Here is a 14905-nt window from a genome sequence, read left to right as displayed (position 1 = left end):
GGCCTCGGCCAGCATGCGTCGACGGAGGCCCCTTGAGGTATCGGCAAGAGCATCCGGAACACCCGCGGGATCGGCTTCGTTGCACCGCCCATGGCAACAATCGAGCTGACCACCGAGAACTTCAACGACGTGGTGGGTGCCGACGGCACCGTGCTCGTCGACTTCTGGGCGTCCTGGTGCGGGCCGTGCCGCCAGTTCGCTCCGGTGTTCGAGCAGGCGTCGGAGACCCACAAGGACATCACCTTCGGCAAGGTCGACACCGAGGCGCAGGTCCCGCTCGCGGAGGCGTTCGGGATCTCGTCGATCCCGACGCTGATGGCGGTGCGGGACGGGGTCGTGCTCTACGCGCAGCCCGGGGCGCTGCCCGCCGCGGCGCTGGAGGACCTCATCGGCCAGGTCCGCGCCGTCGACATGGACGAGGTGCGGCGCGAGGTCGCCCAGCAGGATGCGGCCCAGCAGGAAACGGCCCAGCAGGACTGACGCGTCACGCCGGCACGTGCAGCAGGTAGCTGCTCGTGTCCTCGTCCCACTCCATGCCGATCAGGTTGCGGGCGCGGGCGGCCTTGGCGAAGGACAGGAACGTGTTGAAGCCGTAGCGCTTCTCGCTGAAGTCCGGTCGCCGCTTGCGCAGCTGGTCCTTGAGCCCGCTGAGCTGGGGCCGCGACCCGGACGCCTGGAGCTGCCGGACGACGTCGACGAGCAGTGCGAACGCCTCGTCGACCTCAGAGCCGTCCTCGGGGAAGCTCACCTCGGGGTCGCCCTGCGCCGACCCGGCCCGTAGCTGGAGGACGTGCTCGCTCTCCAGGTGGCGCAGTAGCTCGCCGAACCCGCGGAAGCCGTGGTCGGCCTCGTCGAACGTGGGGTCCTTGCGCAGGACGGCGCGCTTGAGCCGGGAGGCGAGCACCGGTCCGTCGGCGTGGCGCTGCAGGCCGGCGAGGGTGCGGGTGACGAGCTGTGCCGGGTCCCCGTCATCGGTCTGCGCCGACTCCTCGGCCGCCGTGGGCCCTTCGGCGGGAGCGGCCTCCTCGACCAGCGGCTCGAGGGCCGCCACCTGCGGACGGGACCGGGCGCGGCCGCGGCGGACCGGCTGCCCCGGCTCGACACCGGGCAGGCGGTCGTAGAACAGGAACTCGTCGCAGGCGGGCGGCAGCAGCGCCGACGTCGAGGACTGCACGCCGATCCCGATCACCCGCTTGTCCAGCTCGCGCAGCTTGTGGACCAGCGGCGTGAAGTCGGAGTCGCCGGTGCCGATCGCGAACGTGGTGATGAACCCGCGTGCGAAGGCGAGCTCGATCGCGTCGACCGCCATCTTGATGTCGGCGGCGTTCTTGCGGGAGCCACCGACGCGCTGCGGGATCTCGATCAGCTCCACCTGCGCCCTGGTCAGCAGCCTGCGGTCCTCGTCGAAGGCGGACCAGTCGGCGTAGGCCCGCCGCGCGACCACCCGCCCGCGTTCGGCGAGCGCGTCGGCCACCGGGCCGAAGTCGAACGGGACCACCCCGAGCCCGTCGCGCGCCCCGATCGCCAGGTTCTCGTAGTCGAGGAACAGGGCGATGCGTTCGTCGTCGTTGATCACCGTGGCGGCTCCGGGGCTCGGGGTGGCGTGCTCGGTCAGCTTGGCAGGAGCAGGTCCGCCGCGCGCTCACCGGCCGCGAGCGCGTGCGGGTTGCCCCGGTCGTGCGACTCGCGCGCCACCTCTACGAACTTGATCGCGTGCTCGTCGCGGGTGGCGACGGCCCGGTCGACGACCTCGTCGACGTCGAGCGGGGTGGGCTCGGCGACGCCCGCGTCCCGCGGACGGTACGCGCTGGTGATCGCGGCCGAGACCGCCCACGCCGTCTCGTACGTCGCGCGCCACAGCTGCACCGGGAGCGCGGGGAGCACGAGGGCGGCGGCGCGGGGTGCGGTGGCCGCGTGCACGAGCATCACCGGGTTGCCGTGCGCCCAGCGGCCGTAGCCGGTGACGGCCGCGTCGACCAGCGCGTCGAGCGCCTCGGGAACGGCCGCCGCCTCCTGCACGGGGCGGAGCCTGCCGAGCGAGACCGGCCACGCGGGCGTCTCGCCGAGCCGCGCGATCCGGGTGCGCGCGCCTCCTGCGGCGTCCACCGCGGGCAGCGCGGCGAGCGCGCTCGCGACGTCGGCCGTGCCGGCGGGCGGCCGCTGGCCGGGCAGCGGCTGCCAGCGCGCGGCCCAGTAGCCAAGGGCCGCCGCGAGCTCGTCGAGCCGCTGCGGCGTCTCCCGCTCTCGCAGCGCGCGCACCGCGTGCCCGGTGCGGATCAACCCGTGCGTCGAGGCGGCGACCGCCCCCGGGAGCAGCCGCGGCCACCAGCGGGTCAGCACGTCGGTCCACGGTTCCCGGTGCACCTGGGCGGTGAACAGGGCGCACCAGTCACCGAGGCGCACCGGGTCGCCGAGCGGTTCGCGCCACTCCTCCTCGCGGATCGGCCAGCGGGCCGCTGGCTCGGCGTCCAGCCGCTGCGCGTACTCCTCGACCCAGCGCTCGACCTCCGCGCCGCGGCCGAGGCGGATCAGGGCGTCCGCCGCCATCGGGCCGTGGTTGCTCAGCCATCCGACGAACTCCGGGCCGGTGCGGTGCAGCCGCTGGTAGGTCTCGTCCAACACATCGCTCATCCGAGCAGTGAGCACGTTGAAGCCGGGTGGAGGTCAAGCCTCCCGTTTGCGCTGGTCCTTGAGCCGCTGCAGCTTGCCAACCGATCGTTCGAGCGTCTCGGGGTCCACGACCTCGCAGCCGACGCTCACCCCGACCGTGTCCTTGACGGCGGTGACGAGGCTCTCGGCCGCGGCCGTGCGCCGCTCCGGCGGGCAGTCCGGCCGGGCCTCGACGCGCACGGTGAGGGCGTCGAGGCGGCCCTCGGTGGTGAGGACGAGCTGGAAGTGCGGCGCGAGCCCCTGCGTGCGCAGGACGATCTCCTCGATCTGGGTGGGGAAGACGTTCACCCCGCGCAGGATGATCATGTCGTCGCTGCGGCCGGTGATCTTCTGCATCCGCCGCATCGCAGGCCGCGCGGTGCCCGGCAGCAGCCGGGTGAGGTCGCGGGTGCGGTAGCGGATGATCGGCAGCGCCTCCTTGGTGAGCGAGGTGAACAGCAGCTCGCCCTCCTCGCCCTCCCGCATCGGCACGCCGTCGATGGGGTCGATCACCTCGGGGTAGAAGGCGTCCTCCCAGATGTGCAGCCCGTCCTTGGTCTCCACGCACTCCTGGGAGACGCCGGGGCCCATCACCTCCGACAACCCGTAGATGTCGACGGCGTGCATGTCCGTGCGGTTCTCGATCTCGACGCGCATCTGCTCGGTCCACGGCTCCGCGCCGAAGATCCCGACCCGCAGCGAGGAGGAGGCCGGGTCGATGCCCTGCTTCTCGAACTCGTCGATGATCGTGAGCATGTACGAGGGCGTGACCATGATGATCTCGGGCCGGAAGTCCTGGATCAGCTGGACCTGCCGCGGGGTCATGCCGCCGGACACCGGGATGACCGTGGCCCCCAGCTTCTCCGCCCCGTAGTGCGCGCCGAGGCCGCCGGTGAACAGGCCGTACCCGTACGCCACGTGCACCTTGTGGCCGGGCCGCCCGCCCGCCGCGCGGATCGAGCGGGCCATGAGGGTGGCCCAGTTGTCGATGTCGCGCTCGGTGTAGCCCACCACGGTGGGCTTGCCGGTGGTGCCCGAAGAGGCGTGGATGCGGCGCACCTGGTCCTGGGGCACCGCGAACATCCCGAACGGGTAGTTGTCGCGCAGGTCGGCCTTCGACGTGGTGGGGAACTTCGCGAGGTCGCCGAGCTCCTTGCAGTCGTCGGGGTGCACCCCGGCCGCGTCGAACTTCGCCCGGTAGAACGGCACGTTGTCGTAGGCGTGCCGCAGCGTCCAGTGCAGCCGTTCCAGCTGCAGGGCCCGCAGCTCGTCCACGGACATGCGCTCGGCGGGGTCCAGCAGCTCCGTCGGAGGTGCCTCTCCGAGACGCCGTTCGATCGTCGTCACCGCTACGCCTCCTTCTGTGCCGACTTCTTCGCCACCAGCGTCAGCACGTCGTACCGCGCCACCGACTCGCCGTCCTGGCGCGTGACGTCGGCGTCCCACCGCACCTCGCCGTACGCGGCCGTGTCGCGCGGCGTGAGCTGCTTGCAGGTCATGGTGACCGTCAGCTCGTCGCCGAACTTGACGGGCGTGAGGAAGCGCAGGCCGTCGACGCCGAAGTTGGCCAGCACCGGGCCCGGGTCGGGGTCCACGAACAGGCCTGCTGCGAGCGACACCACGAGGTAGCCGTGCGCCACCCGCTCGCCGAAGAGCGGGTTGGCCGCTGCGGCCTCCGCGTCCATGTGCGCGTAGAAGTTGTCGCCGGTGAACTCGGCGAAGTGCTCCACGTCCTCCTGCGTCACCCGGCGCGGGCCGCCGACGACCGTGTCGCCCACCCGCAGCTCCTCCAGGTGCTTGCGGAACGGGTGGACGTCGGTGACGGTCCGCTGCGAGCCGGCGACCCAGCGGCCGGTGATCGCGGTGAGCGTGTCCGGGTCGGCCTGCACCGCCGTGCGCTGCATGTGGTGCAGCACGCCGCGGATGCCGCCCATCTCCTCGCCGCCGCCCGCGCGGCCGGGGCCGCCGTGCACCAGCGCCGGGAGCGGGGAGCCGTGCCCGGTGGACTCCTTCGCGTCCTTCTCGTTCAGCACCAGCAGGCGCCCGTGCCAGGGGGCGACGCCGAGCACCACCTGCCGCGCGAACGCGGGATCGGCGGTGACCACCGAGCCGACGAGGCTGCCCTGCCCGCGCGCCGCGTAGTCGATGAGCTGCTCGGTGCTGGTGTAGGGCAGCACCGTCGAGACCGGTCCGAACGCCTCGACCTCGTGCGGCTCGGCCCGGTCGGGGTCGCCCACCAGCAGGATGGGGGAGACGAACGCGCCGCGCTCCGCGTCGGCGTCGACCACGTCGACCTCCTCCGGGTCGCCGAAGACGATCCGCCCGGCGTCGGCGAGTGCCTTGACGCTGCGGCGCACCTCCTCCCGCTGCTCGAGGCTTGCCAGCGCACCCATGCGCACGCCCTCGCTCGCCGGGTTGCCGATCGTGGTGCGGGCCAGCCGCGCCGACACCGCCTCGACCACGGCGTCCACGTGCTGTTCCGGCACGAACGCGCGGCGGATCGCGGTGCACTTCTGGCCCGCCTTGACCGTCATCTCGCCGACGACGGCCTTCACGTACAGGTCGAACTCCGGTGTGCCGGGCGTGGCGTCGGGGCCGAGCACGGAGAGGTTGAGCGAGTCGGCCTCGGCGGTGAACCGCACGGCGCGCTGCACGACGGTGAGGTGCGTGCGCAGCTTCGCGGCGGTCGACGCGGAGCCGGTGAACGAGACGAGGTCCTGCTCGGTGAGGTGGTCGAACAGGTCCCCGATGCCGCCTGCCACGAACTGCAGCGAGCCCTCGGGCAGCAGCCCGGACCCGACGATCAGCTCCACCAGCTCGGCGGTGAGGAACGCGGTGGGGCTGGCCGGCTTCACCAGCGACGGCACGCCGGCGAGGAACGCGGGCGCGAGCTTCTCCAGCGGCCCCCACACCGGGAAGTTGAACGCGTTGACCTGCACCGCGACCCCGTGCAGCGGCGTGCAGAGGTGCTGGCCGACGAACGTGCCGCCGCGGCCGAGCGGCTCCACGGCGCCGTCGACGTAGAACGTGTCGTTGGGCAGTTCGCGGCGGCCCTTCGAGGCGTACGCGAGCAGCACGCCGATGCCGCCGTCGACGTCGAACTTGGAGTCGCCGAGGGTGGCGCCGGTCCGGGCCGAGACGGCGTAGAGCTGGTCGCGGTGCTCGCGCAGGTGCTGGCCGAGCGCCTTGAGCAGGGCCGCGCGCTGGTGGAAGGTCAGCTCCCGCAGCGCGGGCCCGCCGACGCGCCTGCCGTGCTCCAGTGCGCCTGCGAAGTCGACGCCGGCCGACGAGATGCGGGCCACCTCGGCCCCGGTGACCGCGTCGTGGAGCGGCCTGCCCTCCTCGGTCGGGCGGTGCCAGCCGCCGCTCACGTAGCTGCGCAGGACGGGCGCCATCGACGGGCCTCCGTTGGTCTCGCTCAACCGACCGTTCGTTCGGGGGCCGACGCTAGCACCATCCGTGCGCGCATCCCAGATCCCGATTCCGATGAACGGCGCGCTCGTCGGTACCTATCCGACGAACGCGCCGTTCGTCGGAACGCGAGGGGCGACCGATCGTTCGGTTGGCCGTTACGCTGGCGCGATGACCGATGATCCGGCCGTGGGTCTCTCGCGCGACGGCGCCGTCGCCGTGCTCACGCTCCAGCGGCCCGCGCGCTACAACGCGCTCACCCGGGAGCTGAAGGACGCGCTGCTCGCCGCGCTCGCCGACCTCGCCGCCGCCGACGACGTGCGGGCCCTCGTGCTGACCGGTGCGGGCAAGGCGTTCTGCGTGGGGCAGGACCTCGGCGAGCACGCCGAGGCATTGCGCCGGGACCCGGCCACCGCGTTCGACACGGTCGCCGAGCACTACAACCCGATCGTCCGCGGCCTCACCGAGCTGCCGTTCCCGGTGGTCGCCGCGATCAACGGGCCGTGCGTCGGCGCGGGACTGGGCTTCGCGCTCGCCTGCGACCTGCGCATCGCCGCAGCCGGGGCCTCCTTCTCGACCGCGTTCACCGGGATCGGGCTCACGGCCGACTCCGGGCTGTCGGCAGGCCTCGCACACGCGGTCGGCGTCTCGCGGGCCCTCGAACTGCTGCTGCTCGGCGAGAGCTTCACCGCCGAGGACGCGCAGGCATGGGGCCTGGTGCGCACGGTCGTGCCGGCCGACGAGGTGCTCGGCACCGCGCTGGAGCTGGCCGGGCGGCTCGCGGCCGGCCCGACGCGGGCGTACGCCGAGGTCCGCAAGGCGGTGCGGTACGGAGCGACCGCGCACCTGGACGACGTGCTCGCCGCGGAGGCACGCGCGCAGGCGCGGCTGGCCGCCACGTCCGACCACGTGAACGCGGTGGCCGCCTTCCTGGAGAAGCGGCGCCCCACCTTCGAGGGCCGGTGACTGGCGTGAGCACGCAGACGGGCGGGCGGGTGCGCCGGCCCAGCCACGGTCCGGGATCGCTACTCGAGGTGGCGGTGCGGGAGTTCCTCACCCGCGGCTACGACGCCACCTCGATGGAGGACCTCTCGCGCGCGGCCGGGATCACGAAGTCGTCGTTCTACCACCACTTCAGCGGCAAGGAAGCGCTGCTGCGGGCGGCCCTCGAACGCGCGCTGGACGGGCTGTTCGCGGTGCTGGAGGAGGAGGGCTCGCGGTCCGGGACCCCGCTGCAACGGCTGCAGCACATCGTCCGCGGCCAGGTGGCCGTGCTCGTCGCCGAGCTGCCCTACGTCACCGTGCTGCTGCGGGTGCGCGGCAACACCGAATCCGAGCGGTGGGCCCTCGAGCGTCGCCGCGAGTTCGACGCCCGGGTCGCGGCGATCGTGCAGGAGGCCGTCGACGCGGGAGAGCTGCGGAACGAGGTCGAGCCCGCCGTCGCGGCCCGGCTGCTGTCCGGCCTCGTGAACTCCGTCGTCGAGTGGGTCCGTCCCGACCGCGGCCCGGACCACCTGCCGGAGCTGGTCGCGCGCGCGGCCTTCGAGGGCATCCTGCCGGCCGCGCACGACCGATAAACCGGTCGAACGCGGGCGGCCCCGTGGCTACGGTCCCGCCCGTGGATCCCGCCGTCGAGCTGCGCGCCCGCCCCGCCGTCGACGACGCGGAGCTCTCCGCCCTGCACGCCGCCGCGTTCGGCGGAACGCCGAACCTCCAGCGGTGGGGCGACCGGCTGGCCCGCCACAGCCTCACCTGGGTCGGCGCCTACGACGACGGCCGCATGATCGGCTTCGCGAACGTCGCGTGGGACGGCGGGGTGCACGCCTTCCTGCTGGACGTGGTCGTCGAGCCCGGGCGGCAGCGCGACGGCATGGGGACGGCCCTCGTCGCCGAGGCGGCCCGGCTCACCGCCGATGCCGGGTGCGAGTGGCTGCACGTCGACTTCGTGCCCGAGCACGCCGCCTTCTACCTCGAGCACTGCGGCTTCACCCGGACCGACGCAGGGGTCGTCCGGCTCGGGAGCTGAGGACCCGCCTTGCGCGTCCGGCATCGGTGCGCCACCATGAACCGAACGAACATTCGGTACGGAGGCGGCTCATGGACGAGACGGCACTGGCGGCGCACTTCGACGCGACGATCGCCGCCGACCAGCGGATCGAGCCGCGCGACTGGATGCCCGAGGCGTACCGGAAGACGCTGATCCGCCAGATCGCGCAGCACGCCCACTCCGAGATCATCGGGATGCAGCCGGAGGGCAACTGGATCCGGCGCGCCCCCAGCCTGCGGCGCAAGGCCATCCTGCTGGCCAAGGTGCAGGACGAGGCCGGGCACGGCATGTACCTCTACGCCGCCGCCGAAACCCTGGGCGTCGACCGCGAGGAGCTCACCGAGAAGCTGATCAGCGGGAAGCAGAAGTACTCCTCGATCTTCAACTACCCCACGCTCTCCTACGCCGACGTCGGCGTGATCGGCTGGCTCGTCGACGGGGCCGCGATCTGCAACCAGGTGCCGCTGTGCCGCTGCTCCTTCGGGCCCTACGCGCGGGCCATGGTGCGGATCTGCAAGGAGGAGTCGTTCCACCAGCGGCAGGGCTACGAGCTGCTGCTCGCGATGGTCAACGGCACCGACGCGCAGCGGGAGATGGTGCAGGAGTCGACCAACCGGTTCTGGTGGCCGTCGCTGATGATGTTCGGCCCCCCGGACGGCGACTCGCCCAACACCCAGCAGTCGATGACGTGGGGCGTCAAGCGGCACACCAACGACGAGCTGCGACAGCGCTTCGTCGACATGACGGTGCCGCAGGCCGAGGCGCTCGGCGTCACGTTGCCCGATCCGGGCCTGCGCTGGAACGCCGAGCGCGGGCACTACGACTTCACCGAGCCGGACTGGGCCGAGTTCAAGTCCGTGATCTCGGGCTCGGGGCCGTGCAACGCGCAGCGGCTGGCGCAGCGCAGGCGGGCGCACGAGGAGGGCGCGTGGGTCCGCGAGGCCGCACAGGCCTACGCGGAGAAGCACGCCCGGACGGAGGCGGTCGCGTGAACGGGGACTACACGGCCGAGGGCGGCCACGGTGCCGTCCCCACCGAAGGCGTCGACACCGGCTCCGGCACGTCGCGCCGCGGCTGGCCGCTGTACGAGGTGTTCGTGCGCGGGAAGCGCGGGCTCAACCACGTGCACGTCGGCTCGCTGCACGCCCCCGACGCCGAGATGGCGCTCCACAACGCCCGCGACCTGTACACCCGCCGCAACGAGGGTGTCTCGATCTGGGTCGTGAAGGCCTCCGACATCACGGCGTCGAGCCCGGACGAGAAGGACCCGTTCTTCTCACCGTCCGCCGACAAGGTCTACCGGCACCCGACGTTCTACGCGATCCCCGAGGACGTGCCGCACCTGTGAACACCGATCATGACGCCACCAACGCCTACCAGTCGCTCGTCGAGACGCTGGGGCACGACGACCCGCGCTGGGCGTTCGGCACCGGCGTGGAGGACGTCGAGGCCGAGATCACCTCGCCGGTCCCGGACGGCGTCGATGCGGCCGACCTCGCCGCCTACTGCCTGATGCTCGGCGACGATGCCCTGATCTGCAGCCACCGGCTCAGCGAGTGGGTGACGAACGCGCCGGAGCTGGAGGAGGAGGTCGCGCTCGCCAACATCGCGCTCGACCTGCTCGGTCAGGCCCGGGTGCTGCTCGCCCGCGCCGGCCGCGTCGAAGGCCGCGAGCGGGACGAGGACGCCCTCGCCTACCTGCGTACCGAGCCCGAGTTCCGCAACGTCGCGCTCGCCGAGCTGCCCGACGAGCGCGACTTCGCCCGCGCGATCGCCCGGCTGCTGCTGTTCTCGACCTGGCGGCTCGCGCTGCTGCAGCGGCTGCTCGGCTCCCGCGACCCGGTGGTCGCGGCGGTGGCCGGGAAGGGCGTCAAGGAGCTGGCCTACCACCGCGACCACGCCGCCCGCTGGACGCTGCGCCTCGGCGACGGCACGCCCGAGTCGCACCGGCGGATGCAGGCCGCGCTCGACGCGGTGTGGCCGTACGCCGAGGAGCTGTACCGCACGTCCGAGGTCGAGCGCCGGCTCGCCGACGCGGGGGTGGCCGTGGACCCGGCACGGACCCGGGAGGAGGTGGACGCCGTGCTCGACGAGGTGCTGACCCGTGCCACCCTCACCCGGCCTGCGGTCCCGCCCGCGGGGCCGATCAACGGGCAGGGCGGCCGGCAGGGGTTGCACACCGAGTACCTCGGCCAGGTCCTCGCCGAGCTGCAGAGCCTGGCCCGGCAGCACCCGGGGGCCACGTGGTGACCGACGCGCGCGAGATCGTCTCCCAGGTGGTCGATCCCGAGATGCCGATGCTGACCCTCGACGACCTCGGGGTCATCCGCGGCGTCGACACCGACGGCGACGGCGTCACCGTGACGATCACACCGACCTACTCCGGCTGTCCCGCGCTGGAGGTGATGCGCGACGACCTGCGCACCCGGCTCGCCGCGGCCGGGTTCGCCCGCGTCGAGGTGCGCACCGTGCTCTCACCGCCGTGGAGCACGGACTGGATCTCCGAGGACGGCCGCCGCAAGCTGGCCGAGCACGGCGTGGCCCCGCCCGATCGCGTGGGTCCCCGGGGTGTCGGCCCGGTGCCGTTGACGCTCACGGCCCCGGCCACGGTGGTGCGTTGCCCGCGCTGCGGGTCGCCCTCCACGGAGGAGTTCTCCCGGTTCGGCCCCACCTCGTGCACGGCCCTGCGGCGCTGCACCGCGTGCCGCGAGCCGTTCGAGCACATGAAGGAGCACTGATGGCCGCGCCCCAGGTCGACGTGCCGGCCCCGCGCACCACCGGCTTCCACCGGCTCCGCGTCGCCGACGTCGAGCGGCTGTGCGACGACGCGGTGGCCGTCACCTTCGACGTGCCCGCCGACCTGCAGGACGTATTCGCGTTCCGCCCCGGCCAGTACCTCACGTTGCGGCTGCAGCACGACGGGACGGAGGAGCGCCGGTCGTACTCGATCTGCGCGCCGGCCGGGGCGTTGCCGAAGGTCGGTGTGCGGCGCGTCGACGGAGGGCTGTTCTCGGAGTGGCTGGTCGACCGCGTCACGCCCGGCGACGCGATCGACGTGGCCCCGCCCGCCGGCTCGTTCACCCCGGACCTGGCGCCGGGCACGCACCACGGGCTGGTCGCGGCCGGGTCCGGGATCACGCCGGTGCTGTCGATCGCGGCGTCGGTGCTGGCCGCCCACCCGGACACCCGCGTCACGTTGCTCTACGGCAACCGGCGCACCGACACCGTGATGTTCACCGAGGAGCTCGCCGACCTCAAGAACGCCCACGGCCCGCGGCTGCACCTGCTGCACGTGCTGTCCAGGGAGCCGATGGAGGCCGAGATCGTCACCGGCAGGCTCGACGCCGCGAAGCTGCGCCTCCTCCTCGGCGCGCTCGTCGACGTGGCCGACGTGGACCACTGGTGGCTGTGCGGGCCACTCGGCATGACCGAGGACGCCGTCACCGTGCTCACCGAGCTCGGGGTGGACCGCAAGCGGGTGCACCGCGAGCTGTTCTACGTCGACGAGCCGCCGCCGGAGCTGCACCGGCCCGACCCGGCGATCGAGGGCGCCACCAGCGAGGTCACGGTCCTGCTGAACGGCCGCTCCACCACCATGACGCTGCCTCGTGCCGAGAGCGTGCTCGACGCTGCCCAGAAGGTGCGCGGCGACCTGCCGTTCGCGTGCAAGGGCGGGGTCTGCGGCACCTGCCGGGCGAAGGTGACCGAGGGCGCGGTCACGATGCGCCGCAACTTCGCGCTCGAGGACGAGGAGGTCGAGGCGGGTTTCGTCCTCACCTGCCAGTCCCGCCCCGAGACCGACGCGGTGACGGTCGACTTCGACACCTGACGCGCACCGCCGAGCGCGGGTCAGTGCGGGTGTTCCGCAGGCGTCCGGGTGGGCAGGCCCCGGAGCAGTGTGTCGAGGAAGAGGTCGAACCGGGGGGCGACCGGGCCGAGGTCGTGGCCTGCCTGCTGGGCCCCGAGCCACTGGACGACGCCCAGCCCGAAGACGTACCAGCTCTGCGCGGCCATCTCCGGGGACGCGCCTGCCGCCCGGAACGCCGCGATCACCCGGTCCCCCAGGAGCGTGAACGAGCGGGCGTTGTGGCGGTGGGGCGCGGCGACGTGCGCGGCGTACCCGGGTACCGCGAGGAACTCGTCGTGCATCGCCCACGCGAGCCGGGCCAGCCAGTCCCGCCAGTCCGCCGGGGTGGGGTCCGAGGTCGGGAGGATGCGCTCGACCATCACCTCGCTGATCAGGTCGAAGAGCTCGTCGCGGTCGGCCACCCAGCGGTAGAGCGCCGAGTGGGAGACGCCTAGCCGGGCCGCGAGCTCGCGCATCGTGAGGCTCGCGAGGTCGCCCTGCAGCGCGGCGGCGACGATCAGCTCGCGGGACAGCCGCGCCGGCCGTCCCGGTCTGCCCGCTGTCTCCACCACCGGTGGATCGTAGTCACCCCTATTAGAGACCAATGGTCACAAATCGTGTTAGGGTCGCCTCACCTGAAACGGGAGGTGGATGGATGGCCCTGCTCATGGTGGACGCGTCCGGTGCGACACCGGCCTCCGCGCACTCGGTCGTCTTCGACGCGCTCATGGCCGCGGTGGAGCGGCGGGAGACCTTCGCCGCGGTGGTCCGCATGCCGGAGACACCGCCGCGGGGACGCCGCATCGCGGGAGCCGCCGAGCGGGTGCGGCTGCTCAAGCGCCTGCGGCCCGGGCTGGTCGAGCGCTGTCGCGGTCTCGCGTTCGTCATGTCGGAGGAGGCACAGCGGAACAACGCCAAGGCCCTCCGCTCCGGCGCGGTGATCTGGGGCTGTCCCACCATGGCAACCGACGACCCCGGGCAGGCGCGCTCCTGGGCGCTGGCCCGGCTCGGGGAAATCTGATGTGGGTCCTCGCCGGAGTCGCCACCGCCGTGGCCGTGCTCGTCCGCCGGGCGAGGCGGAATGGTGCCTCGCCCGTCGTGCTCGGCACCCTGTTCCTCGCCGCGCTCGTCGTGGCCATGGCGCAGACGATCGTCGTGGCCGTGCTGCCCGTCCTCGGCCGGCAGCTGGGCGTCTCGGCGGCCGCCGAGACCTGGTTGCTGACCGGCTGCATGCTGGCCGCCGCGGTGGCGACACCGGTGGCCGGGCGACTCGGCGACCTCCACGGCCATCGCCGCGTCCTGCTCGCGAGCCTCGCGGTGCTCGTGGCGGGCAGCGTGCTCGCCGCGGTGGCCGACCACGCCGGCTCGTTCGCGGGCCTGCTGCTGGGACGGGTGGTCCAGGGGCTGTCCGCCGGGGTGTTCCCCGTCGCCTTCGGTCTGGCTCGCCGGATCGTCGCGCCGAGCGGGCTGCCCGGGGTCGTCGCCGGTCTGAGCGCGATGTTCGGGGTCGGCGGCGCCGTCGGCATGGTGCTGGCCGGACCGCTGGTCGAGGTGCTCGGCACACCGTCGCTGTCCTGGCTCTGCGTGGCGCTCGGACTCCTCGCGTTGGCCGGGGCGTTCGTCATCGGCGAGCCGGAGGTGCGGGCGGCGGCGGGCAAGCTCGACGTCGGGGGTGCGCTGCTGCTCTCCGCGGCGCTGGTCGCCGTGCTGCTCGTGGTGAGCCAGGGGCGGACGTGGGGCTGGGGCTCCGCGGCCACGATCGGCACCGCCGTGGCTGCGCTCGGCTCCGCGATCGCGTTCGTGCTCGTCGAGCTGCGGGTCGCGGCCCCCACCGTCGACCTGCGAATGCTGCGGCGCCGCCCCGTCGTGACCGTCAACCTCGCGACGCTCGTCGTCAGCATCGGGATGTTCGCGGCGGTCACGCTGATCCCCCGGTTCGCGCAGGTGCCGCCCGCCGCGGGCTACGGGCTCGGTGCCACCGCCGCCGGCATCGGTCTGCTGATCGCGCCGATGGCGGTGATCATGGTGATCGCGGCGCCGCTCGGCGCGCGACTGACGGCACGGGTGGGCGGGCGAACCACCTTCCAGGTCGGCGCCGTCCTGGCCGCGGCCGCGCTCGTGGCGCTGGCCGTCGCGCACGACGCCGCCTGGGAGCTCGCCACCGCCGGCGCGGCGCTCGGGCTGGCGTACGGGCTCGCCTTCGCCGCGCTCGGCACCCTCGTCGTCGGTGCGGTCCGTCCCGAGGAGACCGGCGCGGCGACCGGGATCAACACGATCCTGCGGACCGTCGGGGGAGCGGTCGGGGCGCAGGTGGCGGCCACGATCGTCACCCCGGCGGCGGGGCCGCCCACGGACGGCGGCTTCACGCTCGCCTTCCTCGTGGCGGCGGTCGCCGCGCTGCTGGCGGCGATCACCGCGCGCGCGATTCCCCGACCGACGCGGACGCGCCCCAGCGCTCCCCACGCGCGGTGAGGTCGGCTCAGTACCGGGGCTGGAGGCCCGGCGCCCGGCGCTGGGTCCACGCGCCGGCCGCGAGCAGCGCGCCGATGGTCAGCAGGACGAGCGTTCCGCCGTCGAAACCACTCACCATCCCGATCAGGACGGCCCACGCGGCAAGGCCGCCTCCCAGCCATGCGGGCACGCGTTCGCCGCGCCGGTTCAGCCAGGTCACGAGCGAGCCGAGCAGGAGCAACGGCACGCCGAAGCTGCCCACGGTGAACCAGAACGCCTCGGCCGCGGCGAGCTGGTCGGCCGATGGCTCCAGCGAGACCGTGTTGAAGAAACCGTCGTCGACCATCTGCGCCCAGACGTCCTGGCGCATCAGAGTGGCGACCACGGTGTGGAAGACGCCGCCGCAGATCGCGAGGAGCCCTCCCCATGCGGCGGGGTTGCGCAACCAGGCGCGGGACGTCGTCGTTTCGGACTGCGTGTTGATGATCGGCATGTGCACC

General features: G+C 73.2%; 17 protein-coding genes. 11 read left to right on the top strand and 6 right to left on the bottom strand.

What is annotated here, in order from left to right:
* Nucleotides 1-90 precede the first annotated feature (90 nt).
* The gene (gene trxA, locus FB388_RS17285) at nt 91-480 is read left to right on the top strand and encodes a thioredoxin (protein WP_142102166.1); all 390 of its coding nucleotides are present in this window, start codon (nt 91-93) and stop codon (nt 478-480) included.
* Nucleotides 481-484: 4 nt separating this feature from the next.
* On the opposite strand, the gene FB388_RS17280 is transcribed toward trxA, so the two are convergent.
* The 4 genes from FB388_RS17280 to paaZ all read right to left on the bottom strand — a co-directional run bounded on the left by FB388_RS17280 (nt 485) and on the right by paaZ (nt 6044).
* Nucleotides 485-1576: a PIN domain-containing protein gene (locus tag FB388_RS17280; RefSeq protein WP_211361962.1), complete on the bottom strand. Its 1092-nt coding sequence runs from the start codon at nt 1574-1576 to the stop codon at nt 485-487.
* 35 nt (nt 1577-1611) lie between these two features.
* Complete coding sequence (locus tag FB388_RS17275; RefSeq protein WP_211361961.1) at nt 1612-2631, bottom strand: questin oxidase family protein; 1020 nt, start codon at nt 2629-2631, stop codon at nt 1612-1614.
* A 33-nt stretch (nt 2632-2664) separates the two neighbouring features.
* Nucleotides 2665-3930 carry a phenylacetate--CoA ligase PaaK gene (paaK, locus tag FB388_RS17270; protein WP_142103261.1) on the bottom strand — a complete coding sequence of 422 codons (1266 nt, stop codon included), beginning with the start codon at nt 3928-3930 and terminating at the stop codon, nt 2665-2667.
* A gap of 68 nt (nt 3931-3998) precedes the next feature.
* Nucleotides 3999-6044, bottom strand: a complete 2046-nt coding sequence (gene paaZ / locus FB388_RS17265) for a phenylacetic acid degradation bifunctional protein PaaZ (RefSeq protein ID WP_142103259.1) — start codon at nt 6042-6044, stop codon at nt 3999-4001.
* 187 nt (nt 6045-6231) lie between these two features.
* On the opposite strand from paaZ, the gene FB388_RS17260 reads away from it, so the two are divergent.
* The 8 genes from FB388_RS17260 (at nt 6232) to paaE (ending at nt 11936) form a co-directional block, all read left to right on the top strand.
* A complete protein-coding gene (locus FB388_RS17260; protein ID WP_142102164.1) occupies nt 6232-7026 on the top strand; it encodes an enoyl-CoA hydratase/isomerase family protein in 795 nt (264 codons plus the stop codon).
* Nucleotides 7027-7031: 5 nt separating this feature from the next.
* Nucleotides 7032-7637, top strand: coding sequence for a TetR/AcrR family transcriptional regulator (locus FB388_RS17255; protein WP_142102162.1), 606 nt, complete (start codon nt 7032-7034; stop codon nt 7635-7637).
* Nucleotides 7638-7678: 41 nt separating this feature from the next.
* Entirely contained in the window at nt 7679-8086 is a 408-nt protein-coding gene (locus FB388_RS17250; protein ID WP_142102160.1) for a GNAT family N-acetyltransferase, read from the top strand.
* Between the two features lie 71 nt (nt 8087-8157).
* The gene (paaA, locus tag FB388_RS17245) at nt 8158-9099 is read left to right on the top strand and encodes a 1,2-phenylacetyl-CoA epoxidase subunit PaaA (RefSeq protein WP_142102158.1); all 942 of its coding nucleotides are present in this window, start codon (nt 8158-8160) and stop codon (nt 9097-9099) included.
* Nucleotides 9096-9455, top strand: coding sequence for a 1,2-phenylacetyl-CoA epoxidase subunit PaaB (gene paaB / locus FB388_RS17240; RefSeq protein ID WP_142102156.1), 360 nt, complete (start codon nt 9096-9098; stop codon nt 9453-9455). The genes paaA and paaB overlap by 4 nt, the downstream gene beginning before the upstream one ends.
* The gene (paaC, locus tag FB388_RS17235) at nt 9452-10357 is read left to right on the top strand and encodes a 1,2-phenylacetyl-CoA epoxidase subunit PaaC (protein WP_142102153.1); all 906 of its coding nucleotides are present in this window, start codon (nt 9452-9454) and stop codon (nt 10355-10357) included. The genes paaB and paaC overlap by 4 nt, the downstream gene beginning before the upstream one ends.
* Complete coding sequence (paaD, locus tag FB388_RS17230; protein ID WP_142102151.1) at nt 10354-10845, top strand: 1,2-phenylacetyl-CoA epoxidase subunit PaaD; 492 nt, start codon at nt 10354-10356, stop codon at nt 10843-10845. The genes paaC and paaD overlap by 4 nt, the downstream gene beginning before the upstream one ends.
* A complete protein-coding gene (gene paaE / locus FB388_RS17225; RefSeq protein ID WP_142102149.1) occupies nt 10845-11936 on the top strand; it encodes a 1,2-phenylacetyl-CoA epoxidase subunit PaaE in 1092 nt (363 codons plus the stop codon). Before paaD ends, paaE begins: the two co-directional genes overlap by 1 nt.
* A gap of 20 nt (nt 11937-11956) precedes the next feature.
* On the opposite strand, the gene FB388_RS17220 is transcribed toward paaE, so the two are convergent.
* Nucleotides 11957-12526 (bottom strand): TetR/AcrR family transcriptional regulator, encoded by a 570-nt coding sequence (locus FB388_RS17220; protein ID WP_246122007.1) that lies wholly within the window; start codon nt 12524-12526, stop codon nt 11957-11959.
* 83 nt (nt 12527-12609) lie between these two features.
* On the opposite strand from FB388_RS17220, the gene FB388_RS17215 reads away from it, so the two are divergent.
* Nucleotides 12610-12975 carry a hypothetical protein gene (locus tag FB388_RS17215; protein ID WP_211361960.1) on the top strand — a complete coding sequence of 122 codons (366 nt, stop codon included), beginning with the start codon at nt 12610-12612 and terminating at the stop codon, nt 12973-12975.
* Nucleotides 12975-14426: an MFS transporter gene (locus FB388_RS17210; protein WP_142102147.1), complete on the top strand. Its 1452-nt coding sequence runs from the start codon at nt 12975-12977 to the stop codon at nt 14424-14426. The genes FB388_RS17215 and FB388_RS17210 overlap by 1 nt, the downstream gene beginning before the upstream one ends.
* 7 nt (nt 14427-14433) lie before the next feature.
* On the opposite strand, the gene FB388_RS17205 is transcribed toward FB388_RS17210, so the two are convergent.
* Nucleotides 14434-14898: a DUF6463 family protein gene (locus FB388_RS17205; RefSeq protein ID WP_142102144.1), complete on the bottom strand. Its 465-nt coding sequence runs from the start codon at nt 14896-14898 to the stop codon at nt 14434-14436.
* Nucleotides 14899-14905: the final 7 nt, after the last annotated feature.

The organism is Pseudonocardia cypriaca (genome assembly GCF_006717045.1).
Taxonomy (GTDB): Bacteria; Actinomycetota; Actinomycetes; order Mycobacteriales; family Pseudonocardiaceae; genus Pseudonocardia; species Pseudonocardia cypriaca.
Note: the sequence above shows the minus strand (reverse complement) of the source record. Positions and strands in the feature narration are given on the sequence as shown.